The following is a 24,297-nucleotide window of genomic DNA, read 5'->3' on the forward strand; positions in this document are numbered from 1 at the left end:
TTTAGGCTAACTAGTAGTATACTGCTAATTTTACGCAACCTAACAAACAACTAGAGATTTCAATTATGGATTTAGAACAGTATTTTGATAAGTTTAGAAAAAATATTGTAGGTATAGATCAGACTTTTCAAACACCTTATGGTGAAAAGAAAATGATTTATACAGATTGGACTGCAAGTGGAAGGTTATATCGACCTATAGAAGAACAACTTTTAAATAAATTTGGACCATTCGTAGCCAATACTCATACAGAAACTTCAACTTCAGGGGCAGCTATGACTTTAGCGTATCATGAAGCTCGAAATATTATTAAACGCCACGTAAATGCATCTTCTAATGATGTGTTAATTACGGAAGGATCTGGTATGACGGGAGTTGTTAATAAGTTTCAGCGTATTTTAGGATTAAAAATAAATGAAAACTTAAAAGAAAACACACAAGTTCCAGATGAAAAACGACCTATCGTTTTTGTAAGTCATATGGAGCATCACTCAAACCAAACTTCTTGGATTGAAACTATAGCAGATGTAGAGGTTGTTCCTTGTAATGAAGAAGGTCTAGTATGCTTAGATAAGTTTGAAGAAACCATAAAAAAATACTTAGATAGACCAATAAAAATAGCTTCAATAGTAGCAGGATCTAATGTAACAGGTATAAAAACAGATTATCATAAAGTAGCTTCTTTGATTCATAGTTATGGTGGTTTATGTTTCGTTGATTTTGCCTGTTCAGCACCGTATGTTGATATTGATATGCACCCAGAAAATGAAGATGAGTATTTAGATGCTATTTTCTTTTCTCCACACAAATTTTTAGGAGGACCAGGAAGCTCTGGAGTCCTAATTTTTAATAAAAAACTTTACAAGAATATGGTTCCTGACAACCCAGGAGGAGGTACAGTTAGCTACACTAATCCTTGGGGACAACATGATTATTTTGATGATGTAGAAACGCGTGAAGACGGTGGTACTCCAGCTTTTTTACAAACAATTAAAATAGCTTTATGCATTCAAGTAAAAGACCAAATGAGAACAGACAAAATTAAGGAGCGTGAAGATGAAATCAACCCAATTATCTTTAATTGTTTAGAAAACTTAGAAGGAGTTAAAATATTAGCCCCTGATCATAAAGATCGTTTGAGTATCTTTTCTTTTTATTTTGAAAAATATCACTTCAACTTAGTTGTAAAGTTATTAAATGATCGTTTTGGTATTCAAACAAGAGGAGGCTGTTCATGTGCAGGAACTTATGGTCATTTCCTATTAAATGTAGATCAAATAAGATCAAACGAAATAAAAGGACAAATTTTAGAAGGCTGTAATACAGAAAAACCAGGCTGGGTACGATTATCAGTACACCCAACAATTACAAATGAAGAAGTACAGTTTATTTGTGAATCATTACAAGCATTAGCAAATAATATAGAAGAATGGTCAAAAGACTATGAATATGATACTGCTAAAAACGATTATGTACACAAAACTGTTGAACCTGTTGAAAAACAATTGGTAGCAGATTGGTTTTCGTTATAATATGATATGACACATTTAAATAGCTTTTTTTTAGAAGAAAATTATTCAAAAATTAAAGAAGACTCTATATCTGGAAGATGGATAACATTAACAGATATAGAGCCTTTATATTTAGGCTTACAAAACTCTAAAATTCAAACAAAAATTATAGGTGAATCAGAAGAGGGGAGAGCCATTTACCAGTTAAAGCTAGGAAAAGGTAAAAAAAGAATTCTTATTTGGAGTCAAATGCATGGAAATGAAAGTACAGGAACTAAAGCTGTATTTGATTTTTTAAAGTTTATTCAACATTTTTCTACCCACGAAATAACAAAATCTATTTTAGACAATTGTAGTATTACTATTGTTCCAATGTTAAATCCTGATGGAGCACAAGCCTATACACGTGTAAACGCTAAAAATGTAGACTTAAATAGAGATGCTGTAGAACTAGAAGCTAAAGAGAGTAAACTTTTACGTAGTATTTTAGAAGAAGTAAATCCTGAATTTTGTTTCAATCTTCATGATCAAAGGACCATTTTTGGTGTTGAAGGAACTAAAAATCCAGCAACAATTTCTTTTTTAGCACCTTCAGAAGAAGAAAAAAGAACAATTACAGAAGGAAGAAAAGAAACTATGAATGTAATTGTAGCCATGAATGAATTGTTACAAGAAATTATACCTAATCATATTGGTCGTTATACAGATGAGTTTTATCCAACCGCTACAGGAGATAATTTTCAAAAATTAGGACACAATACAATATTAATTGAAGCTGGACACTTTCCGAATGATTACGACAGAGAAGAGGTTAGAAAATTCAATTTTTATGCGCTATTACAGGGAATATATCATATTTCGTTAGCAGAAAACTTCAAGGAATTTGAAAAATATTTAGCTATTCCTAACAATATCAAGAACTTCTACGATGTAATTTATCGATCAAAAAATAATGAAAAAGATGTTGCTTATCAGTATGTAGAAAGTATAGAAAATGATAAATTTGCACTCGTTTTAAAAAAGGAGAATGAAGGTAACTTATCTATGTATTCAGCTCATAAAGAATTCATAAAAAACAGTTAAAAATTCTACTTTCTTTAAATAAAACTTATTTTTTTTAGAAAAAAACTATATTTTAGCAATATTACTTGAAGAAAACAAAAAAATGAAGAAGTTCATACTAGATGAGATTGATCATCAAATTTTAGACATTTTAATTGAAAATGCTCGTACACCTTTTACAGACATTGCAAAGAAGTTATTGGTATCTGCCGGTACTATACATGTACGTGTAAAGAAAATGGAAGACGAAGGAATTATTCAAGGGTCTACTTTAACCTTGAATTATGAGAAAATGGGGTATTCTTTTATTGCTCACGTTGGAATTTTTTTAGAGAAAACATCTATGACACAACATGTGCTTGATAACCTACGTTTAATTCCAAACGTAACTGTTGCATATGTAACTGCAGGAAAATACAATATTTTCTGTAAAGTACGTGCTAAAAACACCAATGACGCAAAGGATATTATCTATAGAATAGATGATGTACACGGTGTAAACAGAACGGAAACAATGATTGCGCTTGAAGAAAGCATCAATGATAAAAAACGTTTAATGCACGCTATTTTTAAAGATATTTAAAAATTATTTTTATAAAAGTTAAAAGGGTAGCAAAATTTTGCTACCCTTTTTTAATTGCTCAACTAATAACTTTTTAAAATATTAGTTTTTTGTTAGTTTATTTTAAATTTTCAAATTCTTCCTTAGAAATCTCTCCTGAGTTAATTTTTCTTAACTCTTCCATTTTAGATAAGATAAAGTTATGTAATCCTTCATCAATATCGTCTGGTTTCTTTAAATCCTGACGTAAAGCACCTGGTAATACATAGTTATCATAGTAGTAAAAAAAGTTATAATCAAAACTGCTTACAGTTAAGTCATAATCTCCTAATAAGTACCCTAAACGGAAAGCTGAACGACGTTGAGCTGGAGTTCCATGGTGCCCAGGGCTAGTTGTATTATAATCACCAATTGAAGCAGCAAAGTTATAAGCTGGAGCCGCTTGTGTCCAAGTAGCATTGTATCCATTAGGTTTTTTAATATAATAACCAGCAAAACCATCAGCCTCTAATTCAGTAGCTCTAGCAGTACTTTCACTTCTTGAAGGTAAGTTGTTTTGGTATTGTAATTGGTGTCCTATCTCATGAGCTTGAACCATAGCACAAGAAATTCTTCCTCCTTGGCTTAAAGCCATGTTATAAAGCTCTTCACCATAAATAATATAACCACTACCGTAAGAAATAGCGTTTGCTGTTCCAGAACCTTTAGCAAAATATAAAGGAATGGTACTAATGTTAAATACATCAGCTATTTTAACATTTTGGTTATTTAAGAAATTTGTTTCAGATTGATTTACAATGGTTGAACCAATGTAAGCATTTTGACCCCAGTTACCATCAATGTAACTACATACTTCATGAGAATGGGCGTCTAATAATTTAGCATTTTGATTATCAACAGGATTAATGTCGTTATCACTACAACTTACCATTAATACGGCTGCTGTAGCTGCTAATATGAAGGGTTTTAAATTTTTCATTTTTCTTTGATTTATATCATATAAAAAGTTAATTAATTAAACAATCAATAACCTAAGCGTTAAAATGATTGAATTATTGCTTTTTATTTAAAGAAAATTAAAATTTATAAAGTTATTAATGTTAACATTGAAAAGTAACTAACTGAAATTGAGCAGAGTAGAGTTTTCTATAAAGTCCAATTAAATTTTTCAAAAACTATATGCCAATCCTTAGGACAGTCAGCTTTTATTAATAGCTTTTCATTTGAATAAGGATGAATAAACTCTAAAGAATAAGCATGCAAAAAAAGATTCTCACAATCAAAGTTGTCAATAAACATTGTATTATGATTTTTATCCCCATACTTAGGATCACCAATTAAAGGGTGACTAATTTTATTCATATGAATTCGTAACTGATGTAATCTTCCCGTTTTAGGTTGTAGTTTAACCAGACTATATCTAGAAGTATCATAAGGTTTAACAGGAATATCTACCGTTACAGTTTTTACAGTAAATAAATGAGTTTCTGCATCTTTATATACATTAGCATCTCTTCCTTTAACAGGAGAATCAATAACTTTAATTTCAGGAGCATGACCTCTAACAACTCCATAATACGTTTTTTGTATTTCGTTTTTAGTAAACAGTTCTTGAAATTTGGCAACAAACCCAGTTTCCTTAGCGAGTAATATAATTCCAGATGTTTTTCTATCAAGCCTATGTATAGGATACATTTTTTGATTGAATTGCTGCTGAATCATTTGCAATAAAGAGTCTTCATCAGCAACATTTCTAGAATGATGTGCATGATGCACAACTACATTGTTAGGTTTTGAAACACACAATATATATTCATCTTCATAAATAACATCTAACTTCATAATACTACTCATTAACTGGTTTTAACTTGGTGAAATTTAAAAGGAGTAAAGATAATGCTCCACATATAAAAAATCCCATAAAAAGTGGGAGAGTAGTGGTTTCAACATACTTTCCTATAAATGTAGCAATTGGTACTGCCATAATAGTAGATACAAACCCATTAATTGCAGCTCCAATACCAGCAATATGCCCTACAGGCTGCATTGCCAACGCACGAAGATTCCCAAATAAAAATCCTATTGAGAAAAACTGTAAAGCAAAGAATACTAGTAGTATTACAATACTTGGGTTTTCTTTTTGGTAAAATAACGTTATGTAAATAATAGGAACGATTGAAAAGATAATTAAAAAGAATGATACCAACTTATGCATTCCAAACCTCATAACGAATGAACCATTTAAAAAGGTAGCAAAACCAACAGAAATGGCTAAACCAGCAAAGATGTATGGAAACTCGTCTACTAATAAATATTGTTCTTGAAAAATTTGTTGTGAAGCACTTAAATACACCATAAATGATCCTGTAATAAAACCTGATATTAATGTAAAAATAACTGCCTGTTTGTATTTTATAAACTCTTTGGAACCATCTAAAAATAAGCGAAATGCAAATTTCATTCTGTTTTCTTCTTTTAGGGTTTCTGGTTGACGTTTCCACAACCAAAACATTACTACAACACCAAAAATTAACTGACTATAAAATATAGATTTCCACCCATAAGCATCTAACATTAACTTACCTATAGCTGGTGCTACAACTGGAACTAAAATGAAAATTACTACAATAAAAGACATGATTTTTGCCATGTAGTTTCCACTAAAACTATCACGAACCATGGCAATACTAATTGTTCTAGGGGCAGAAAGACCAATTCCTTGTAAAATTCTTCCTACAATCATCATTTCTATACTCGCAGCGCTAACACAAATAAAACTGGCAATAACAAAAAGTATAAAACCACCATAAATAACAGGTTTTCTTCCTAAACTGTCTGAGATTGGACCAGAAATTAATTGACCAAAACCTAGACCTAAAAAAATCATAGTTACTAATAATTGACTATCATGTGATCCTTGTTGAACACGAATACTAATACCAATTTGTTCTAAAGCTGGGAGTAATGCATCTATTGACAAAGCTACTAATGACATTAAGGAAGCCATTAAAGCAATGAATTCTAACTTTGATTGATTATTTTTTTGCATTAGGCAAAAATACTGCCTTTATTTTGTTTTGAAGTGAGGATAAAAGTTAAAAAAAGGCTGTTTTTTAACAGCCTCAAACAAACAATATCATAATTTTATAAGTCTAATAAAAAGACGCTGTCAAGAATAAAATTGGTAGTGAAACAAAAAAATTGTAAAAAGTGAAGGGGCCTTTTATTCTATAACAGCGTCGTATACTATATACATCTTACAGTCTATAAAACAGCTATAATTTATATAACCCTACTTTTTTTGTTAAAAATTTTTAAATTTTTATTTTTTATAGCAAAAACGTTAATCTTTTCACTTTGTTTTTTTCCTGAATAGCGAGTCTTTTTTCTTTAAACTTAAGGACTGTATTAGGAAAATCTCTAGAAAACTCATGAAGCACTAGCTTAGAAATATTTTTAAATCCCTCGTATATAACTTTACCATCTTTAAAAACATACATATCAAAAACAGGGTAGTTAAATTATATTATTTTAAATATAGAATTCCAGTAAGGTAAAGGATTAAAAATTAAGTGAAATTTATTTTGTCTTCTTGTTTCATAAATACTCTATTTAACATAATATTAATTATAGTACAAAAAATAAACGCCAATCAAATTACATGATGCGTTTAGTACTTATAAAATTCCCTTGTTTTATCTATAATTTAAGGAGGCTAAAATGTCAATGATCGTTGTTAATAATACTACAAACATAATGAAATTTATTTGTATTCTCAAAATCAGCGTAATATCGAATCTAAATTGCAAATGACTAACAATACATTTTACCGCAAAAATTTTAGTTTGGGTTTCCGCTGGAGCAACCTCCCAAAAAAATTTGGCAGCTAAAATATATTATTTAAAAAAGCAATAAAATTCAATACTACTACGTGCGGTTTTAAAAAAGAAAAAAAAATTAAAAAAAAAGTTATTTCAGCAATTTTGAAAACATAAAAAAGCATCCTTTTTAGGATGCTTTTACTTATCTATTTAACATAAAATATTGAACTACATTTGGATTTCTACACCTCCCGAATTATTATAGATGTCTACCCATTCGTTTAATAACGTGAGTCTTAAACCCTCAAAATAATAATCACAGTAAGGAATATGTAAATCGTCAAACAAATAATTAAAAGAATTATCCAAAGGGACATGAGTAATAGGGGAATCTTTTAAACCTATTCTAGCTTCTATACCATCGGGGCTTTCATTAACTCCCCTGTAAGGCATTAATTTACCATATAAAAACTCATTTTCATTTAATAATTCACTAACATATGTTCCTTTCCTAGGGTCTCCATTCTTAGGTATCAAAAAACACACAGGTTGTGCCATAAATTCCATACCATTTAATAATATCTTTTTTTTCATTTTATAATCGTTTTTGTAGTTGTTCATAAGCTTGGCAATCTCCACTTAACAACGAGTTTCTATACTGTTTTAAGTGTTTACATTTGTTAATTTTTAATATCACGTAAACGGACACAGTAACTATAATAACAAACAAAATAAAGACTGCTAACACCCACAAGAACACACTAATTATCATTATTCTTTGTCTTTTAATTTTCGGTTTTTATACTTGTAAATCTCTGTTGCAAGCAACACACACGCATAGATAATGACTGGTATAGGTGTATTTTCTACTATACTCAAGGAAATACCCGAAACCCCATTAAATGCGTTTAAAGCTATCGTTTTCATTCTTTTTAATATATTTGAGGAGTTAATTTTTAAAATTTATTGTTATGAAAGGAATACTAAAGAAATTAGGAATTGTACTATTATTATTAACTGGGTTGTATATTTATGATATAAACTCTGAAAGAAACTACAAAGCTGATATGATTTACAGTAGGTTGTCTGATGAAGAAAACAGACCTCACTATTACCTAAAACAAGACATATCCTACAGAAAAAGATTTTTTCATAGTGGTTACGAAATATATTTCAAAATAAAAAACATATCAAAATATAGCACATATAAGAACTTAAAATATAAAGTTTACTATTACTCAAAAACTGATGTTCTTATAGGAACTGAGATAATTAACATTTACGAGTATATAAAACCAAATAAAAAAATAAGTAAATCAGAATATACAACCAAGAAAATAAAGAACGTAGACAGGCTTTCTATATCTTTAATAAAAACAGAAACTACACAATAACACTTCCAAATATTGAGGGATTTAAATTCTTCAATTTATCATATTCTGATTTAGTCAACTCATGGTTTAACCAACCAAATAAATCTATATTGTAATCTGTAAAGTCACCTGTTATACCTAGTATGTTATCGTACGCCCTTTCTCCGAAAGCTTCATAAACCTTAGCAAAATCATACTTAGTTAAACTTTGAAAAATATCAAAAATTGCTACTTCATCAGTACCCCAATTTGACATGGAAGTATAAAGACGCTCAGCAATAGCTGATGCTTGTACATCTGACAAAGTACTTTTACTTTTATCAAAAGATTTAAAAACAACACCATCAGAAAGAGAATCTTTCAAAGAAAACAAAACACGATTTAACAAAGACGATATTAAGATAAGCACCCCTATTACTAGAAGTGCATTATCTTTTATAAATTTAGCTGTAGCTTTCATTTCTTACGCTTTTTAATTGCTGAGTATAAACCTACGGCAGTCGTTACAAAGCCCAGAATAGTTAAAATCGGTCTCAGGATTGTATTCGTAGAATTTCCTTTTTTTTTTAACTCTTCATCTTCACTTCCCTCCCAATACGCATAACCTCCGTCAGACTTAGCGTCTCTTACATCAATATGAATAAAACCTTTTTCCACATACACACCAAAACCATTAACACCAACAGCACGTAAACGTTGATATAATTTGTTTTTAGTTTCTAAAGCTTCCTGTACAAGTTCAACCAGTCCACTACCGCTTAAATCCAAAGCAGTTCCATACGTATGTTGACTTTCTCCTGAACGTGGTGGTTTTCTGCTTAATTCATAACGTACACTTCTGAATGAACTGTTTAATTTGATAGGCTTCCCTAGTGCATCCCTTAGAATTTGTGCAGCTTGTAAAACTCTACTATCTAAAGGAACATAAGCAAATAAATTTTGCTCGTCTGGCATAATAAAACTTGCCTTTCTTATCTCCCCTAGTTTAAAGTTTTCTGTCAGCAATTTATCGTCTGCAAAACCGTCTAAAGGTGGTTTTAAATGAATATAATGCTTTACTACATGTTTACCGTATTTTTCTCTATACGGACTAAAAAATTCTGACATAACTATTCAGGTTTTTGTTCAACATTAGGGGAGTTATCCTCCCCCATTATTTCCTTCCAATCGGCTCTAAAGGCTTTTAGATGCTTTATTGCACTTTTAAACAACAATACATTTTTATACCCTTTTTCCGCATAGTCAATAGCTGTATCAACTTTTTTCCCTATGGTAAGCAACCCCTTACCTACTGAAAATATCTTTTTCAACATAGCTATTACTTTTTACTAAAACGTTTACCTACATAACCACCATTTGGAGCATTTGGGTTTAAAATCCAATTCCAATCTTCAATATAAACCTTACTATTATTCAAGTTTATCATGCCCTGAATACTTACAGAATCATGCATAGGAGCTTTTAAAACAACTCGTACACTACACCACTCTTTACCTGTCTTTGATGTAGTTGGAGCAACTTCTTTTTGGTATTTGTCACGAAATACTTTAATATTCCACTTTACACCTTTTGAAACTTTCCAACCTGCCATAAACAAACCCTGTTTTGAGCCATAAGCAGTAACTACTCTTATACCACTTCCTTTCTTTTTTCCGTAAGAAGCTCCTTGACCTTGAAACATTTTCTTAGCCATCTCGTATTGCTCTTTTGTTAAAGGATATTTAGCCATTACTTATATTCTTTTTTAGGAATTAATAAATAAGCTACGACAACGATAACAATAAGCCCCGAAGCATAGCCCCATACTGGAATACCATAGTATTCTTTTGTCATGAACTCCTTTGTTTTAGCCCATGCGTTATTCAACCAAGTTTTTGCTTTTTCCATGGTTATTTTTTCTTTTTTATGTTCTTAAATAAATACTCGCCTAACTTCCATAAACCAACTACAGCAGCAGGAATAATCACATACAACCAATTAAATGAACCTTCGTTTTCCTTTGGTTTATCTTCAAAATAAGGGGAATCGGTTGGTATGTTTACATCTGTCGTTGGAACTCCTGTTCCTACGTCTGTTACTGGTTTTCCTGTTACATCTACTGATTTTACAGGTGTTTTAGTTATAGGTTTAGCACTATATACCTTATAATTAACTACACCTTTATAACCAAATACAAAACCTCTTGGATCACGGTATTGTTGGCCATATAATACACCGCTTTTTGCAGTTAATTTATACTTTTTAGAAAGCTCTGCACGAATTGCATCTCTTAACTCAAATAAAAGTCTACCTACTAATGCATGACCGTTGATACTATTTGAACTACTCCATCCACTTGTATCAGCATAAGCTGTAGCAGCCATACTGATATACTTATCAACTTCATTCAAGTCGTTTAAACTTTTAACCAATTTTAGACGGCGGTCTACTTCTTGTTTTAAAAGATTAAAATAACCGCGAAATCGTTGTTCTACGCTTGCCCAATCTTCGGGACCAATACCTAACAAATCCATAGCACCACTTACCAAGCCCGAAGGGTCAATCATATTAACAGTATTATCAAATGTTTGATAAAATTTGTCTTCTGTAGTGGTTACAGTTTGATATGATGTTGGACTTATACCCCCACCTTGATAATTATAATGGGGGCTATTTAAAGTATAACTAATCATTACTTAACTTTTTTAAATGGAGTTTTTACTGAATAGTATTTGATATCAGAACGAGGGTCTGTGTTTTGTTCTAAATAAACAGACTGCATCCCTCTAACATCTAAAACAACCGCTTTTGCAGTACCAAAAATTGGTTTATCGTTTTCATCAAAACCAACGATATTAAATATGTCTTTTTGGTCTATCAATAAAGTTTCAGAAGTGCGTTTTTGCTTTTGCCCATTGATTCTAAAATCAATATCGGTTGGTAAATTGTCCTTGTCAAAAACTAAGAAATCAGTCTCAATTAAATTAATTTCTTTTTGTGTTTCAGTAGCTTTGAAAGTTTGTTCTTTCATGATGTAAGGGAAAGGACTAACGTTTTGACCTCCAAAACTATAAATTGAACTCGTTGAAGTCTTTTCTAAATTCGTAAGATAGTTGTTTACACTATCATTCTGATTTAGCATAATTTCACCACCATAAGCCAAATCAATAGCAGCAGTATCAATTACTACATTTGTACCCGCATCACCATTTGGTACTGTTTTTAACTGAAACTGTTTAATAGCCTGCTTGTTTAAAAAAGCTTGGATTTTGTTTTGACCCTCTAAAGTCAATAAAACGTTCATTGTATTAAATAAACGTTGGTCACTCCCTCCTTCTTGTCTGATTAGTTCGGTTTTCAACTTTGCATTAACAGAGACATTCTCTAAAACTAATAACTGTGGGTCATCAGTTTTTAAAATCTCTAGCGTTTTTTGCGTTGCACCGTCAATTACTGTTTTTCTCATTTGTACAAAAAAATTAAGTTTATAATTAAATTCTGTACAAAAGTGTTTGGATAACAGTTTTTTAAGTGGAAACTATTTCTTTGCCGTTTAGTTTCTTTTACAGGCGTACAAATCCACCTGTAGAATTTTGAAGAAAAGACATAGACAACTGTTTTTCGATTGAAGTTTTTTGATTTTTTAGTTGTGAAGATATTACAACCTCTTTTTCTTCAGTCGTATAAGTGTATTGTCTAGTTAGTCGGTCATACTCTTTTTGCATGATTGTACGAGGTTGTATGTTTCCATTTCTTAATTGAAACCATTCTTTTATATCACGCCATAAATTACGTGTTCTTTTACTAATAACATCAAAAGATTTACCAACCCAATGGGCAAAAAATTCATCACATACAACTTGTTTAAAATCGTATTTATTAATCAATTCAATAATTTTATAAAAATATGTTTCGCCCTCTGCATATCTAGGATAATCAAGTTTTTTAGTTGCATTAGCACACCCCCAAATTTTGCCTATTATAGCACGTTTTCCAAATTCTCTTTTAGTCATATACTTGATTATGTAATTGCCTATATTTTTCAATTTACGCCCCTTTTTGTCCTTTTTTAAGCTATGAACGTCTATTGTATTAGGGTTTCTATCTCCGTGCTTTTCTTGGTATTTATCAATATATCCAAGCTTGTCAAGTTGTTTGTTCCATAAGTGCCTGTGTACCGTCCAATCTATCCATCTATCTATTAACAAATGAAAATGGATGTTACCATTTTTCTGCGCTTCGGCTTTCCATACATAATGCTTTACATTATATGTTTTTTGTAAATTTTCAATATATCTCGTTTGCGCTTTTCGAAGTTCTTTGTCTGAATGAAATTGCTTTGCAGGTAGTGTCAACGTTACAAATGTTGCATATTGCTGTGTCTTATAATCTACATTTCTATCTCTAGAAAAGAATACAGTTGACAACATACATTCAATTGTTTTACGACACTTTTTAACCTGACTTTCCGAAAGTGTCCCTAAATCCTTTATTTGCTTGCCTTTTTTAGCCATTATCATTTGATGTAATTGATGTTTAAACTCAATTTTATCAACTACATTCAAACTATTTTGTCTTGTGAGTTTCTTTATAGCTTCTGAATAAGGCGTTTTTGCATTTTGTTTTAAACTAGAAGTATCGCCATTTCTTGAAAATGACAGATAGCTGACATCATAAAATTGTGTCAGTCCGTTATTTTTTACAATAAAGGTCGCAGGAGCGTTCATTTAAGAGGGTTGGTGATATTAAAATTCTCAGCAATCACGGTGGATTGCTTCGAATTTTCGATTTTACCGTTATGTTTAGCCAAGCCAATAAGAAAAGCCGTTAAAACGGCTTTTTTACGGCACGGTTTAACGGTTAGTTATTAAATAATTGTAATTGGCTTGTTTTAGGCTGGAATAAGACAGTTTGTCGCTCTTTACCTTGCCACGGCTTTAATTGATTCCAAAAGCTTCTATAATCGCAGAAAATAAAGCGTTCGCAAACTGTTTTCTTTACACTAACAAAATCAGGATGATGTTTTAACAATCCTTTTTCTAGTTCCTCTAAGGTTACACGAATTTGCAATCCTTTTTCTTCCAAGACTTGATTTACTCTATCGGTAATAAATACACGCCTGTTTTCCCATGTTATTTTGTCTTTGGCAGGCATTATTTATCAAGTTTGTTAAATTCAGAAAGCAAAAAAGACAATTCCTCTAACTTACCCTCCATTTGAAGAAGCAAATCTTGACGAGTACAAGACTTTCTATATGAACTATCAAAAAGAAAATTACTAGCATGCACAAGAGGCATAGGGTCACAATAGAAATTATAACCAGAATCCTTTTTTATAGTTTTATCTAAAGCTGTTATAGCTATAAGTATATTTTTTGAAGTATTTCCCATAGCTTAAAATGTTAAATGGTGAGTGAAGTAATGAATGTCTACTGCAAGCGCAATGACAAAACCTAGAAGTAAAAATGTGATAAAGTAAACCACATGTATTATTGTAATTCTTTTGAATAAGAAGAAAGCGCCAATTCCCAGTAATACAGGAGAGTAAATAAGTGCATGTATAAAACTAAAAAACAGCACTATAAAGTTTTCTAAATACTTCATAATACTGTTATAATTTATGCACCAATGTGCGTTTGTTAAAAGTTTGAACACGCCCGTCTGATGTTTCTGCCTCGCATACTTCATCATAAATACAAACTAAATTTAAAATCTCTGGGCGTGGTGCGCCATGTGAAGTTCTGGCGAACTTGTCGCCCTCTGTTAATCGGTGTACTGGTACCACATCTGGTACTTGGTTTAAATATGACATAAAATATAAATTTTACATCATTGTCATAGTAGCCTTTTTGTTATGAATTATAGTTAAAGTACTTTCTTTATACACAGTCGACAAGTCGCCTTTTTTAAGCTTTGAAAGTTTTTCGTAGATAGTAGTTATCATTTGTAAATAACCATTTAAACGGCTTACTGTGTTGTAATCTTTCAATTGCTTCATGGATTTACGTAATAGTTTACAAGCATCCTGAGCAATATTAAGAAGTGAATAAACACTAATGAATTTTATACATGAATCACCTTTGCTTTGGTAACTATGAAAGAAATGCAATCTTTCTAAATAATCATCAATAACCATACGTATTTTAACACAGTAATTATGAGGCATTTTAAAATATTGCTCTAGATAAACACTATACAACTCTTTTTGTAAAGTGTTAATTACACGAATTGAATCGGTAACATAAGAACTTAATTTTCTAACATAATCTTCTGCTTTACGTTTAGATTTAAATTCTAAACGCTGTCCTATATCAAATAAAATATAATAAGGATATGAAGAATTAGGCTCATTTTTCTTTTTGTAAACAGGCAATAATAACTTTTTCATCTAATATTGTTCTATAATCTTAAACATCTAATTTAGATAAAGAGAAAGGAAAAATATAAGAGTTTGAAATTCCATGCAAATTGTAAACTTTTTGCCTCGAAATCTCTGTAAGTACTATAAAATGGACATGTTCTATTTAACAGGCTATTAATTATAGTACAAATATCAATGTTTGTTATTTATGTCTTGTACGCCATTTGTAAGCTATAATTCTATATTAAGTAAATATCCCAGAAGCTGTATTTATTCTTTACGATATTCAGTACTTGGGTCATTAAAATTAGAAATACTCGATTCTCGTGGATTAGAAATTTTAGATTTATAAGGAAATCATTTGTAGCTATAATTTGCCATTATGTAAAATTGCCGCTACCAAACGCTCGATTGTTTTATAAAATCAAATTGCTTATTGCAATTTATTAATAACACAATTATCCATCGCTTACCAACGCCAAAAAAAAGTAAAAGCTTTTAGCTTCGTATTTGTAATTCGTCTGTAATTGAAATTCTCGTTGCAAAAAGTTTTCAGAAGCTTTTCGTTAGCATGATATTATGTAAAATAGAAATAAAAAAAGTAGAAAAGATAAAATAAACATGTCTCATTTATGTGACAATCTATACCTTTGTTTCATAATTGAGACATAATGAATGATACTAAAACTAAAATTATAACTGCTGCAATTAAAGCATTTAGTAAAGCCCCTAATGCTTCAATGGAAGAAATTGCTGAATCAATTAATTTAAGTAGAAGAACGCTACATAGATATTTTAGCGGAAAATCAGAACTTATTGAAAAAATAATTGATTACGCAAGTAGTTTTTGCCTACAAAAGACTAAGGAATCAATAGAATCGTCTACTGATCCAAAAACTCAACTTTATACAATGTTTTTAAATGATATTAAAAGTGGATATCAATTTCGTTTTTTATATAGCTACAGGGAAAACTATAAAGGAATGGAAAACGAGTCTTCTGATTTTAAAGAAATGATGCAGATTTTTAGAGACTTGTTAAAAAAGCTACAAACTAATGGTTTATTTAATTCACAACTTACAATGGATTGGATAGAGAGCCTTTATTTTTCTACAATTGATGCCGCTATAAATTTAATTCTTGAAGATGAGACAAGAACTCAAGAAATTGTAGAAATGGCTTGGGAGTCTTATTTCAATGCTATTATAAATCATTCTAAAAAATAAAAACACATTAAAAAAGCACAAAAGATGAATTATGAAGTCATAATTATTGGTGGTGGTCCTGCAGGAATGAGCGCTGCTTTAGTTTTAGGAAGAAGTAGAATAAAAACACTAATTTTAAATACCGAAAGCCCTAGAAATAATATAACAACACATTCACACGGGTTTTTAACTCAAGATGGTAAGCATCCTTCTGAAATATTTAAGATTGCTAAGCATCAGTTAGAAAAATACACATCTGTAGATTACAAAAAGGAAAAAGCGATATCTGTAAAAGATGAAAACAATAATTTTTCGGTTGAAACAGAACACGATACATATTCAGCTAAAAGAGTTGTTATTGCAACAGGACATAAAGATAATATTGCTGAAATAGGTATTGAAGGTTTAACTAAAGTCTATGGAAAATCTGTTTACCCCTGCCCTTTTTGTGATGGTTTTGAAATAGCCGATAAAAAATTGGCTGTATTTGGAGATGTTCTAATGGCTCCTATGTTTTCAAAAACAATATCGCATTGGTCAAAAAATGTTATCGTTTTTACAAACGGTGAAAAAGTTGAGGACGAAGAGCTAGTATCTAACCTTACTAAAAAAGGAATACAGATAATTGATAAAAAAATTAAAAAACTGATTTCAACTGAAGGTCAGCTTACAGGTGTTCAACTTATTGATGAAACAATTATTGAAAGAGAAGGTGGTTTTTTACCTGACACAAAATCTACAGAAAGTACCGACTTTGCTAAAAAAATGAATATTCCTACAGAAAAAGGTTATTTTGGAATGGAGTTTTATAAAGTTGATGAGAATAAAGAAACAGAAATTAAAGGGTTTTATATTATTGGTGATGCCAGAACAGGTTGGAGCGGTGTTGCTTCTTCGGTTGCTGAAGGTAGTGAAGTTGCAGCTGCTATTACACACCAAATAATAGAAGAAAACTGGTAGTGATAATTAACTTATGAATTAAAAAAGGTCTGGTAAAACAGACCTTTTTTTAACGTTTAGGTTTTAAGTCTTCAATAACTTGTGCACTAACCCAAAATATGTCTACATTTTCGTAGTCTTTTGATCCCATATTTCTATTGAAAAAAAGAAATTTACCATCTGGCGTTACGCAAGCGAGAGCTTCCCAAGCGTTTGTATTAATTTTATCCCCCATATTAATAGGCTCACCCCATGAACCGTCTTGTTGTTTGAAGCATATATAAATATCAGAATCGCCATAGCCTCCTTCTCTTTTACTATCAAAAATAAGATACGATTCATCTGGTGCAATGAATGGGTGAAAACTTTTTCCGCTATTAATTTTACTGTTGAGTAGTTTTGGTTTTTCATACTTTCCATCCACGAATCGTGAATATCGAATATCTCCTGTAAAGTCTGATTTAAACTCATCAAAAAAATAAGTTCCTTTCGCAGAGGCAGTAAGACGCATAATTGGTAAGTCTTTAAAAGGATAATCAAGTTTTTTAACTTCTGACCATTCACCATTTTCAGTTCGTTCCTTATAACGTTTACTTAAATGCATAATTTTACCGTCGGGAGAAATAAAAGGTGTGCCAACCCTAGATGATATAACAGAATCTTTCCATTGGTTATTTTTATATTGAATCACAACAAATTCTTGCTCTTGGTCCTCCTCTCCTTCTCTAATAAAATAAAATTCTTTTAGGTCTGGTGTGAAGACTCCGCTAACTTCCCATCCGTCTGTAGTAACAATACCGGGAGCAAAAGGTCTAGGTGTTAAACCTGGTGGTTTTTGACCAAGATAGGTCCTTTCTATAGTAGGTAAATTACTATCTTTTGAAGTTTGCTTTTTTGTATTACAAGCATAAAAAAAGGGTATTAATACAAAGATTAGTATAAAGAAAGGTAATTTATTCATCATGTAACTTTTGATTATTGAAAAACGATAGTACATAAATACAGCTATTACCGTAACACATTGGTTAATATAATGTTAAAAACAAATATTTACTGAGTTGTTGCATACTAAGTAGATGAGTAAAGAATACTAATGTTACATATCTACACTTTCAATAAAGTTTGAACTTTAAAATAAAAGGTTTAATAAAAAAAGCGAGAACTTAATTATATAAGTTTTCGCTTTTAAAGTTTAAATCTAGTATAATTAGCCATATTACTACTTATTGGTAACAAATATTTCTCTCAACTGTTTAATTACGTTTCCGTTTCCAGTAACTGTAATTTCTCCAATTTTATCAGCTATTTTCTCCACATACTCCATTTCTTTTAATTTAAACAACATTTCGTTGTCTTCCATTAATTTAGCAGTATTTAATAAGCTTCTTGTAGATGCTGTTTCTTCTCTTCTGGTAATAATATTTGCTTGGGCTTTCTTTTGTGCTACCAATACCTGATTCATGATTTCTTTCATTTCTCCTGGTAAAATAACATCTCTAATTCCGCAACCTTGAATTACTACACCTAATTTTTCAGCATTCATTTTTGTTTCTTCAAAAACTGCTATAGAAACATCCTCTTTATTGGCTAATAATTCATCTAATGTGTAGTGTCCTACATATTTTCTCAATGCCAATTGCATGTTTACATACAATTGTTTTTCATAATCTTTATTAGCTAACAACGCTTTTTCAATATCAGTTACTTTGTATTGCGTATAAAAGTTAACTCTAACATTTGCTTTGTCTTTGGTTAACAATTCCTGACCTGCAACTTCTAATTGCAATTGTCTGGTATCTACTTTCGCTATTTTAATAGTTGTCTCATTTTTCCAAAACCTATACGTCCCTCCTACCAATGTTTTTTGATAGGTATCATTCACTAACAATATAGCTTTTTCGTAGGCGGCAACTTCAAAAGTCCTAACATATTTGCTCACTTCATAATTATTGAATAAAGATGTATCTACTTTTTCAGTAATTTCAATCTTGCTTATATCTATTTTTTGAAAGGTTCTAGTAATAAATCCTTTCCAGAAAACGTGTCTTCCCGCATTTAAAACTCTTTGAAAGTTGTTGTTTTCGTACATAAAAACTAACTCGTTGTCTTGTACTTCAACAACTTCTAACATTTCTGCTAAAGTTGTGTCTTGTAACAATACTTCTAAAGCTACTGATGTATAAAAATCTTTTGTTAAATCATATACTGCTACTGTTTGATTAAATCCTAACCAATGTGTACCCGCTTTGATTACTTTTATGTAATCTCCTTTTTTAAATACTAATCCTACTTTTCCTTGATTAATTGTTATTCTTTTCATAATCTTTTTGTTTTTAATTATTTATACGTTGTTTTCTCACCATGGAGAAATTTGTTTGTTTTTGTAAAAAGTATTGAATGTTAATGCTTATAAGCCTACGGAAATAATAAGATTGCATAGCTTTTGTATTGTTGTTTACTACATGGGTTATACTAATTAATACTATAACTGACATACTAAAGTTCAATACACTGTTTATGTAATGGTTATTATTTCAAAGTACGTTTATAAGTGTTTATTTAAAAACTCATTAAACATTCAACACTTTTGGTTCATCAGTTTTACAAGGTGATGAGCTTTCTTAAATAATCTACGTTAACAGCGTAGTGCTCTACCAACTGAGCTACAAAACTCCTTTAGAAGTTTTGACAGGACTCGAACCTGTGCAAAAAACAGACGTGACTGGTCTGAATTCACTAGAACCTAAAACTAGCGCGTCTACCGTTCCGCCATATCCTTTCGGATAGTGGGACTCGAACCCACACGAATTTTCTCTATTGCTTTAACCTGGCTTAGCTACATAACTTTCGTTATGGCAGGATTCGAACCTGCGTACATAGAGTGAGATTATTTTTTGGTAAATAATCAAAACCTTCAAGACTAGTTGCATATACAGTTCTAATACATTTACTGTAAGAATGTATACAATGGTGCTATACAGAAACACGCAACAAGACTTGCTTGATATTTTTATCTATAATATGTAAATGAACTTTTATAGCTACCTCACTATACCCTTTGTTATAATGAGGTTCTCTTAGCATTTTATCTCTCTTCAAATATCTTTTTCATAATTACACTGCAAATATTACACAGTATTGCGCAATGTTTTTGCGTACTAAAAATTATTCTTGCTTTTTCTTACTTTTTTTCTTCTTTTTCTTAGGAAGCTTATCCTTTACACGTTCTATATGTTCTCTTACAGTTCGCATATAATCACTATTATACGTGTGCTTTTTAGCAAGGTTTAAAGTTTGTAATGATTTTTTATACGCTTCTTTCTGTTCATATAATTGGGCTTTTCCTATATATAAAATTGCTTTGTCGGAACCTTTTACGGTTAATGCAAAATCGATGAATCGTTCAGCTTCTTCATAGTCTTCATTCCATAATAACACATTAATGTAATTCGGATATACGTTAAAAGCATACATGTTTTCTGCTAAAGCTTCTGTATAATACAGTTTTGCTTTTTCAAAATCACCTAAGTGTTCTGCGTAAATGCGTCCCATTAAGCACAACGCTACTACATTTTTTTCTTCATACGCCAAAGCATATGTTAATGCCTCCATTGTTTCTTCTAATTCATAAGGAAAAGCATCTAATGCTTTAAATATGTAATTGTTTGCTAATGTTTTCATCTTATTATAATTGTTTACGCAAATCGCTTTTTAATTGATTACGTGTTGTTTTAAATCTTTTTTTGTTGTTTTTAACTTTAAAATCAGTTCCTACAAATACTTTTACTGGATTTCCTCTTTCTAAGTCTAAATGGTTTTCCCATTCTTGTTTTATGGTGTTTTGTAATTGATTTATATTATGATTTGCTATCAAGGTTTTTAAACGTTGTACAGCTATTTTTTTATTTTGATGCTGTGAACGACTTTCTGAAACCAATATTTGAATTCCTGTTGTGCTATGTTTTGCTCGTACAGCAGAACTTACTTTATTTACATGTTGTCCACCAGGTCCAGAACTTCTAATTGCCTGAAACTCGATGTCTTTTTCTTGTATGGTTAACTCATTGTTATATTCCAATTCAAAACAACCAATAAACCAGTTTTTACGTTTATGGTATTTTCTAAAGGTTGATTTTCCTATCCATTGAATAGTGCCCATCCAATCTTTTAAAAATAAAGACAGGTTATTTCCTTTTAATTGAACACTTACTGATTGTATGGTTCCATTCTCTATTCCTTTTTCTTTATGAAGAATGTCATATATTATCTTATGTTCTACTACAGCTTTTATAAATGCTTTTAGCACTTTTGCTACTACCCAGCAGCATTCTGAAGGTCCACGACCCGCTGTAAATTGTATTATTTTTATGTCCATTTTAATTTTCTATTCATATCATTACGAGTAAAACGAAGTAATCTGTTAATCAATAGGCAGATTACTTCATTATTTCATTCTGTTTCCTTCATCGTAATGACAATTGTTATTTTACTTATCCATTCGTACAATTTTCGGGGCAAAGGTTCCTAATACTTCAACTAATTCTTCCTGATTTGCCATTACTTTTTTGATATTTTTATAGGCCATTGGAGCTTCATCTACTCCACCTCCAATGAGCGTAACTTCATTCATTTTTAACTGATGCTTAATATCACTTTTGGTAAATTTCTCTTTACACTTTCTTCTTGAATGCTTTCTTCCTGCTCCGTGTGATGCCGATTGTAAACTCTCTTGGTTTCCTAAACCTCTAACAATGTATCCTGGTGCAGTCATAGATCCCGGAATTATACCTAATATTCCTTTATTAGCGGGTGTTGCTCCTTTTCTATGTACAATACGCTCAATTCCATTTACTTGTTCTTTCCACGCAAAATTGTGATGATTTTCAACCATAGTTAATGGTTTTACACCTAATAATTTTGCTATTCGTTTATGAATATTATCATGACATGCTTTTGCATAATCACCTGCTAAATTCATTGCTAACCAATATTCTTGTCCGTCGTGCGTATTTAAATCTAACCATGCTAAATGTTGTACGTTTTTAGGTAACGGACATTGTTTACTTGCTAAATAGGTATAGTGTTTTGCAATGTTTGCTCCCAATCCACGTGATCCACTATGCGTTAATAAGCCCACATATTCCCCTACAGGTACATTAAATTCATTATTTTCATCTGATATGGTTACCTTTCCGAACTCTACAAAGTGATTTCCACCTCCTGAGGTTCCTAATTGATTATATGCTTTTACTTTTAACCGTTTTAGTAAAGGGATATCTTGAAATTCACTACGTTCAAAAATTTCATGATCTTGCTTTTTATCATGTGTTTCATACATTCCAAACTTGGTATGTTCTTTCAATATATTTTCTAATTGATGTTGCTTACCTTTTAAATAAGAAGCTTTCATCGGAAAAATACTCAATGCCATTCTACAGCCAATATCTACTCCTACACCATACGGAATTACTGAATTTTCTGTAGCAAGTACGCCACCTATAGGTAATCCGTACCCTGAATGTGCATCTGGCATTAAAGCTCCTTGTACTGCTATAGGTAATTTTAAAGCATCGTATAACTGAAACTTCGCTTGTTCATCAATTTCATTTTCTCCATAAATTGAAAACGAAGCTCTTGTATTTCTTAACTGATGCATTTTAATTTCAACAGGCTTGGTTAAACCTTCAGCAACTTTACCCCAAATAGCATTTCCTTTATATTTTTCTGGATAAAGCAGTACTTGTTTCGCTTCTTCTAAAATGCGTTCTTTTTTTTCTTTTTTTCTATATCGGTTAATTTGCCCTAAGGCAATATTTATACTATTGTTTTTTGGAAAGCCTAATTTGATTAGATCTTTTCCTTTTAGTTTATTTCCCATGTTGAGACATTATAAGGTTGGGCACCAATTTTCTAATTAGTGCTTTGTATCAATATTTTTCTCTTTGCTTCGGAAATTGAAACTATACGGAAATGTGTAGCATAAAAAAATCCGAAACGTTATTGAGGCTTCGGATTTTTCATCTATAAATTCTTGTTATCTCTATGTATGAAGAAAATCGCGAAGCATGTGTACAAAAGAACCTGGTTCTTTTACTGTACTTATGTTTAATTGATATTTGAACATGTTTACTTCGTTTTTAAAAATTATTATTTTGTTGTTTAGTATGTTTATACTTGAACTACGCTCTGTATAAAAATTACTGGTGCAAAGATGTGAGCCTTTTTTAAATTACACAAGTTTAAAACGATTTTATTTTACTGAAAATCAAGTTCTTATATTAGTTTAGACATATAAGTGTCCTGTCCGAATTTCTTCAGATTAGTAATCTCTTGGTTGTAAGCTATGTAGCATTTTACATGTTGATTTCAAAGACTTGAAATTTTTTATAAAAAAAGCGTCCAAATTATAAAATTTGGACGCTTTTAGTGATTTTATACTACAATAACCTTATTGATAACTCCATAAAAATCGCTTTTGAGCGTCCGATATGTGTATGAATTGCATTAGCATAGGTTAAAATTTCGTTTAATTAATTTATAAAATATGTGAGAACCTTCATTCTCTTTTTTTCTTTCTTAAAATGCCTATGGCATTGGTAATATCTCTACTACTATTCCATATACATTCTTAGTCCATCCGTTTATTCTTCCATGATTATTTCCTATTAGCAAACCTCTTTTATTGTTTTTTCCTTTTACAAGGTGCGTAAAACAGTTTCCACGAACTTTGCAATAAACAATATCGCCAACCTTACAATCTTCCCAGTTTATTGGTTTTAGTTTTACAGGTTGTTTAGATTTTAAAATAGGCAACATAGAATTACCTGGCTCTTTTGAAATAATGGTTTCTCCATTATTTAATTTTTGAATTTTCCAATTCATTAGTATTATATTTTATAAATTATGTAAAACACTATTGCCTTACATATCTCATAAAATTTCTAAGCCATTTCAATGAACTGCTGCAAATATGATATTTTTAGTTGATTTTATCTATTAGATTGATTTTAAATTATAATATATCTTTTTAAAAATCACCATAAAATACTTGTAGGCAAGGTAGTTTTAATTCTTTTCTCCATAAATTAACCACCTGATTTCTATCATCTAAAACAAAATCAATAAAGTACTTATGCTCTATTTTTCTTTTAAATACCTCTTCTTTAATAATCGCATCTTTCCTATTGTCTCTTGATTTACGCATCCATAGTGCATCATAAACTATTTCATGCTTTTTTAACCAAGACTCTGTTTCTGGTTGATATTTAGCTTCTCTACCTGATAAAAGAAGTATTTTATATCCTAATTGTTGGTAATTCTTTACTAAACTAACAATAGGTACATTAGGTAAATCTTGTTCACACCTACTTCCATCAAAAGGACTTCTGTTATTTATCAAAGATAAAGTTCCGTCTAAATCACAAATAATAGCTTTTGGTAAAGCTTCATCTTGATTTCTATATTCATTTTTTAGTTTTTTCATTT

Annotated in this window: 28 protein-coding genes and 1 tRNA gene; 6 read left to right on the forward strand and 23 right to left on the reverse strand. The window is 30.8% G+C overall.

Going from position 1 to position 24,297, the window contains the following annotated elements; translation table 11 throughout:
* The first annotated feature begins 65 nt into the window (after window positions 1–65).
* From C8N27_RS07295 to C8N27_RS07305, 3 genes are all read left to right on the forward strand, one after another.
* Entirely contained in the window at window positions 66–1,532 is a 1,467-nt protein-coding gene (locus C8N27_RS07295) for an aminotransferase class V-fold PLP-dependent enzyme (protein ID WP_121146834.1), read from the forward strand.
* A gap of 6 nt (window positions 1,533–1,538) precedes the next feature.
* A complete protein-coding gene (locus tag C8N27_RS07300; protein ID WP_121146835.1) occupies window positions 1,539–2,594 on the forward strand; it encodes a M14 family zinc carboxypeptidase in 1,056 nt (351 codons plus the stop codon).
* Between the two features lie 82 nt (window positions 2,595–2,676).
* Entirely contained in the window at window positions 2,677–3,156 is a 480-nt protein-coding gene (locus C8N27_RS07305) for an Lrp/AsnC family transcriptional regulator (protein WP_099214393.1), read from the forward strand.
* Window positions 3,157–3,253: 97 nt separating this feature from the next.
* On the opposite strand, the gene C8N27_RS07310 is transcribed toward C8N27_RS07305, so the two are convergent.
* From C8N27_RS07310 to C8N27_RS15890, 5 genes are all read right to left on the reverse strand, one after another.
* Complete coding sequence (locus C8N27_RS07310; protein WP_121146836.1) at window positions 3,254–4,114, reverse strand: neutral zinc metallopeptidase; 861 nt, start codon at window positions 4,112–4,114, stop codon at window positions 3,254–3,256.
* Window positions 4,115–4,281: 167 nt separating this feature from the next.
* Complete coding sequence (locus tag C8N27_RS07315; RefSeq protein ID WP_317125075.1) at window positions 4,282–4,989, reverse strand: pseudouridine synthase; 708 nt, start codon at window positions 4,987–4,989, stop codon at window positions 4,282–4,284.
* Window positions 4,982–6,184, reverse strand: a complete 1,203-nt coding sequence (locus C8N27_RS07320) for a multidrug effflux MFS transporter (protein WP_121146837.1) — start codon at window positions 6,182–6,184, stop codon at window positions 4,982–4,984. The genes C8N27_RS07315 and C8N27_RS07320 overlap by 8 nt, the downstream gene beginning before the upstream one ends.
* A 1,000-nt stretch (window positions 6,185–7,184) precedes the next feature.
* Window positions 7,185–7,550 carry a hypothetical protein gene (locus tag C8N27_RS07325; RefSeq protein ID WP_147431707.1) on the reverse strand — a complete coding sequence of 122 codons (366 nt, stop codon included), beginning with the start codon at window positions 7,548–7,550 and terminating at the stop codon, window positions 7,185–7,187.
* A gap of 177 nt (window positions 7,551–7,727) precedes the next feature.
* Window positions 7,728–7,883 carry a hypothetical protein gene (locus C8N27_RS15890; protein WP_167444733.1) on the reverse strand — a complete coding sequence of 52 codons (156 nt, stop codon included), beginning with the start codon at window positions 7,881–7,883 and terminating at the stop codon, window positions 7,728–7,730.
* A 44-nt stretch (window positions 7,884–7,927) separates the two neighbouring features.
* On the opposite strand from C8N27_RS15890, the gene C8N27_RS07330 reads away from it, so the two are divergent.
* Window positions 7,928–8,350 carry a hypothetical protein gene (locus C8N27_RS07330; RefSeq protein WP_121146839.1) on the forward strand — a complete coding sequence of 141 codons (423 nt, stop codon included), beginning with the start codon at window positions 7,928–7,930 and terminating at the stop codon, window positions 8,348–8,350.
* Here C8N27_RS07330 and C8N27_RS07335 read toward each other — a convergent pair.
* The 10 genes from C8N27_RS07335 to C8N27_RS07385 form a co-directional block, all read right to left on the reverse strand.
* On the reverse strand, window positions 8,340–8,789 hold the full coding sequence (locus C8N27_RS07335) for a hypothetical protein (RefSeq protein ID WP_121146840.1): 450 nt from the start codon (window positions 8,787–8,789) through the stop codon (window positions 8,340–8,342). The genes C8N27_RS07330 and C8N27_RS07335 overlap by 11 nt on opposite strands.
* Window positions 8,786–9,436: a D-Ala-D-Ala carboxypeptidase family metallohydrolase gene (locus tag C8N27_RS07340; protein WP_121146841.1), complete on the reverse strand. Its 651-nt coding sequence runs from the start codon at window positions 9,434–9,436 to the stop codon at window positions 8,786–8,788. Before C8N27_RS07340 ends, C8N27_RS07335 begins: the two co-directional genes overlap by 4 nt.
* A 2-nt stretch (window positions 9,437–9,438) precedes the next feature.
* A complete protein-coding gene (locus tag C8N27_RS07345; RefSeq protein WP_121146842.1) occupies window positions 9,439–9,642 on the reverse strand; it encodes an Ntn hydrolase family protein in 204 nt (67 codons plus the stop codon).
* Window positions 9,643–9,647: 5 nt separating this feature from the next.
* Entirely contained in the window at window positions 9,648–10,058 is a 411-nt protein-coding gene (locus C8N27_RS07350; RefSeq protein ID WP_121146843.1) for a hypothetical protein, read from the reverse strand.
* A 160-nt stretch (window positions 10,059–10,218) separates the two neighbouring features.
* The gene (locus tag C8N27_RS07355; protein ID WP_121146844.1) at window positions 10,219–11,001 is read right to left on the reverse strand and encodes a hypothetical protein; all 783 of its coding nucleotides are present in this window, start codon (window positions 10,999–11,001) and stop codon (window positions 10,219–10,221) included.
* Window positions 11,001–11,774: a hypothetical protein gene (locus C8N27_RS07360; protein WP_121146845.1), complete on the reverse strand. Its 774-nt coding sequence runs from the start codon at window positions 11,772–11,774 to the stop codon at window positions 11,001–11,003. Before C8N27_RS07360 ends, C8N27_RS07355 begins: the two co-directional genes overlap by 1 nt.
* Before the next feature lie 97 nt (window positions 11,775–11,871).
* Complete coding sequence (locus C8N27_RS07365) at window positions 11,872–13,035, reverse strand: rolling circle replication-associated protein (protein WP_121146846.1); 1,164 nt, start codon at window positions 13,033–13,035, stop codon at window positions 11,872–11,874.
* Window positions 13,036–13,168: 133 nt separating this feature from the next.
* Complete coding sequence (locus C8N27_RS07370) at window positions 13,169–13,462, reverse strand: hypothetical protein (protein ID WP_121146847.1); 294 nt, start codon at window positions 13,460–13,462, stop codon at window positions 13,169–13,171.
* A complete protein-coding gene (locus C8N27_RS07375; protein ID WP_121146848.1) occupies window positions 13,462–13,698 on the reverse strand; it encodes a hypothetical protein in 237 nt (78 codons plus the stop codon). The genes C8N27_RS07370 and C8N27_RS07375 overlap by 1 nt, the downstream gene beginning before the upstream one ends.
* 433 nt (window positions 13,699–14,131) lie before the next feature.
* Window positions 14,132–14,695 carry a hypothetical protein gene (locus tag C8N27_RS07385; protein ID WP_121146850.1) on the reverse strand — a complete coding sequence of 188 codons (564 nt, stop codon included), beginning with the start codon at window positions 14,693–14,695 and terminating at the stop codon, window positions 14,132–14,134.
* A 644-nt stretch (window positions 14,696–15,339) separates the two neighbouring features.
* Here C8N27_RS07385 and C8N27_RS07390 point away from each other — a divergent pair.
* Window positions 15,340–15,894 (forward strand): TetR/AcrR family transcriptional regulator, encoded by a 555-nt coding sequence (locus C8N27_RS07390; RefSeq protein ID WP_121146851.1) that lies wholly within the window; start codon window positions 15,340–15,342, stop codon window positions 15,892–15,894.
* Between the two features lie 24 nt (window positions 15,895–15,918).
* The gene (locus C8N27_RS07395; protein WP_121146852.1) at window positions 15,919–16,833 is read left to right on the forward strand and encodes an NAD(P)/FAD-dependent oxidoreductase; all 915 of its coding nucleotides are present in this window, start codon (window positions 15,919–15,921) and stop codon (window positions 16,831–16,833) included.
* Between the two features lie 49 nt (window positions 16,834–16,882).
* Here C8N27_RS07395 and C8N27_RS07400 read toward each other — a convergent pair whose 3' ends face one another.
* The 8 genes from C8N27_RS07400 to C8N27_RS07430 form a co-directional block, all read right to left on the reverse strand.
* Window positions 16,883–17,776, reverse strand: a complete 894-nt coding sequence (locus C8N27_RS07400; RefSeq protein ID WP_208639308.1) for a TolB-like translocation protein — start codon at window positions 17,774–17,776, stop codon at window positions 16,883–16,885.
* Window positions 17,777–18,031: 255 nt separating this feature from the next.
* Entirely contained in the window at window positions 18,032–19,132 is a 1,101-nt protein-coding gene (locus tag C8N27_RS07405; protein WP_121146853.1) for a slipin family protein, read from the reverse strand.
* A 367-nt stretch (window positions 19,133–19,499) separates the two neighbouring features.
* Window positions 19,500–19,591 (reverse strand) — tRNA-Leu (locus tag C8N27_RS15895).
* 386 nt (window positions 19,592–19,977) lie between these two features.
* Entirely contained in the window at window positions 19,978–20,493 is a 516-nt protein-coding gene (locus C8N27_RS07410; RefSeq protein ID WP_121146854.1) for a tetratricopeptide repeat protein, read from the reverse strand.
* Window positions 20,494–20,497: 4 nt separating this feature from the next.
* On the reverse strand, window positions 20,498–21,187 hold the full coding sequence (gene prfH / locus C8N27_RS07415) for a peptide chain release factor H (RefSeq protein ID WP_121146855.1): 690 nt from the start codon (window positions 21,185–21,187) through the stop codon (window positions 20,498–20,500).
* Between the two features lie 111 nt (window positions 21,188–21,298).
* Complete coding sequence (locus C8N27_RS07420) at window positions 21,299–22,690, reverse strand: RtcB family protein (protein ID WP_121146856.1); 1,392 nt, start codon at window positions 22,688–22,690, stop codon at window positions 21,299–21,301.
* Between the two features lie 707 nt (window positions 22,691–23,397).
* Window positions 23,398–23,694 carry a phage repressor protein gene (locus C8N27_RS07425; RefSeq protein ID WP_099214383.1) on the reverse strand — a complete coding sequence of 99 codons (297 nt, stop codon included), beginning with the start codon at window positions 23,692–23,694 and terminating at the stop codon, window positions 23,398–23,400.
* 145 nt (window positions 23,695–23,839) lie between these two features.
* A complete protein-coding gene (locus C8N27_RS07430; protein WP_208639309.1) occupies window positions 23,840–24,295 on the reverse strand; it encodes a phosphatase domain-containing protein in 456 nt (151 codons plus the stop codon).
* Window positions 24,296–24,297: the final 2 nt, after the last annotated feature.

It is taken from the genome of Tenacibaculum discolor, from assembly GCF_003664185.1.
GTDB lineage: Bacteria > Bacteroidota > Bacteroidia > Flavobacteriales > Flavobacteriaceae > Polaribacter > Polaribacter discolor.

What these genes read in the sequence shown, in the direction of transcription:
- C8N27_RS07295 (WP_121146834.1), top strand. Translation starts at nt 66, where the DNA reads ATGGATTTAGAACAGTATTTTGATAAGTTTAGAAAAAATATTGTAGGT.
- C8N27_RS07300 (WP_121146835.1), top strand. Translation starts at nt 1,539, where the DNA reads ATGACACATTTAAATAGCTTTTTTTTAGAAGAAAATTATTCAAAAATT.
- C8N27_RS07305 (WP_099214393.1), top strand. Translation starts at nt 2,677, where the DNA reads ATGAAGAAGTTCATACTAGATGAGATTGATCATCAAATTTTAGACATT.
- C8N27_RS07310 (WP_121146836.1), bottom strand. Translation starts at nt 4,114, where the DNA reads ATGAAAAATTTAAAACCCTTCATATTAGCAGCTACAGCAGCCGTATTA.
- C8N27_RS07315 (WP_317125075.1), bottom strand. Translation starts at nt 4,989, where the DNA reads ATGAGTAGTATTATGAAGTTAGATGTTATTTATGAAGATGAATATATA.
- C8N27_RS07320 (WP_121146837.1), bottom strand. Translation starts at nt 6,184, where the DNA reads ATGCAAAAAAATAATCAATCAAAGTTAGAATTCATTGCTTTAATGGCT.
- C8N27_RS07325 (WP_147431707.1), bottom strand. Translation starts at nt 7,550, where the DNA reads ATGAAAAAAAAGATATTATTAAATGGTATGGAATTTATGGCACAACCT.
- C8N27_RS15890 (WP_167444733.1), bottom strand. Translation starts at nt 7,883, where the DNA reads ATGAAAACGATAGCTTTAAACGCATTTAATGGGGTTTCGGGTATTTCC.
- C8N27_RS07330 (WP_121146839.1), top strand. Translation starts at nt 7,928, where the DNA reads ATGAAAGGAATACTAAAGAAATTAGGAATTGTACTATTATTATTAACT.
- C8N27_RS07335 (WP_121146840.1), bottom strand. Translation starts at nt 8,789, where the DNA reads ATGAAAGCTACAGCTAAATTTATAAAAGATAATGCACTTCTAGTAATA.
- C8N27_RS07340 (WP_121146841.1), bottom strand. Translation starts at nt 9,436, where the DNA reads ATGTCAGAATTTTTTAGTCCGTATAGAGAAAAATACGGTAAACATGTA.
- C8N27_RS07345 (WP_121146842.1), bottom strand. Translation starts at nt 9,642, where the DNA reads ATGTTGAAAAAGATATTTTCAGTAGGTAAGGGGTTGCTTACCATAGGG.
- C8N27_RS07350 (WP_121146843.1), bottom strand. Translation starts at nt 10,058, where the DNA reads ATGGCTAAATATCCTTTAACAAAAGAGCAATACGAGATGGCTAAGAAA.
- C8N27_RS07355 (WP_121146844.1), bottom strand. Translation starts at nt 11,001, where the DNA reads ATGATTAGTTATACTTTAAATAGCCCCCATTATAATTATCAAGGTGGG.
- C8N27_RS07360 (WP_121146845.1), bottom strand. Translation starts at nt 11,774, where the DNA reads ATGAGAAAAACAGTAATTGACGGTGCAACGCAAAAAACGCTAGAGATT.
- C8N27_RS07365 (WP_121146846.1), bottom strand. Translation starts at nt 13,035, where the DNA reads ATGAACGCTCCTGCGACCTTTATTGTAAAAAATAACGGACTGACACAA.
- C8N27_RS07370 (WP_121146847.1), bottom strand. Translation starts at nt 13,462, where the DNA reads ATGCCTGCCAAAGACAAAATAACATGGGAAAACAGGCGTGTATTTATT.
- C8N27_RS07375 (WP_121146848.1), bottom strand. Translation starts at nt 13,698, where the DNA reads ATGGGAAATACTTCAAAAAATATACTTATAGCTATAACAGCTTTAGAT.
- C8N27_RS07385 (WP_121146850.1), bottom strand. Translation starts at nt 14,695, where the DNA reads ATGAAAAAGTTATTATTGCCTGTTTACAAAAAGAAAAATGAGCCTAAT.
- C8N27_RS07390 (WP_121146851.1), top strand. Translation starts at nt 15,340, where the DNA reads ATGAATGATACTAAAACTAAAATTATAACTGCTGCAATTAAAGCATTT.
- C8N27_RS07395 (WP_121146852.1), top strand. Translation starts at nt 15,919, where the DNA reads ATGAATTATGAAGTCATAATTATTGGTGGTGGTCCTGCAGGAATGAGC.
- C8N27_RS07400 (WP_208639308.1), bottom strand. Translation starts at nt 17,776, where the DNA reads ATGATGAATAAATTACCTTTCTTTATACTAATCTTTGTATTAATACCC.
- C8N27_RS07405 (WP_121146853.1), bottom strand. Translation starts at nt 19,132, where the DNA reads ATGAAAAGAATAACAATTAATCAAGGAAAAGTAGGATTAGTATTTAAA.
- C8N27_RS07410 (WP_121146854.1), bottom strand. Translation starts at nt 20,493, where the DNA reads ATGAAAACATTAGCAAACAATTACATATTTAAAGCATTAGATGCTTTT.
- prfH (WP_121146855.1), bottom strand. Translation starts at nt 21,187, where the DNA reads ATGGACATAAAAATAATACAATTTACAGCGGGTCGTGGACCTTCAGAA.
- C8N27_RS07420 (WP_121146856.1), bottom strand. Translation starts at nt 22,690, where the DNA reads ATGGGAAATAAACTAAAAGGAAAAGATCTAATCAAATTAGGCTTTCCA.
- C8N27_RS07425 (WP_099214383.1), bottom strand. Translation starts at nt 23,694, where the DNA reads ATGAATTGGAAAATTCAAAAATTAAATAATGGAGAAACCATTATTTCA.
- C8N27_RS07430 (WP_208639309.1), bottom strand. Translation starts at nt 24,295, where the DNA reads ATGAAAAAACTAAAAAATGAATATAGAAATCAAGATGAAGCTTTACCA.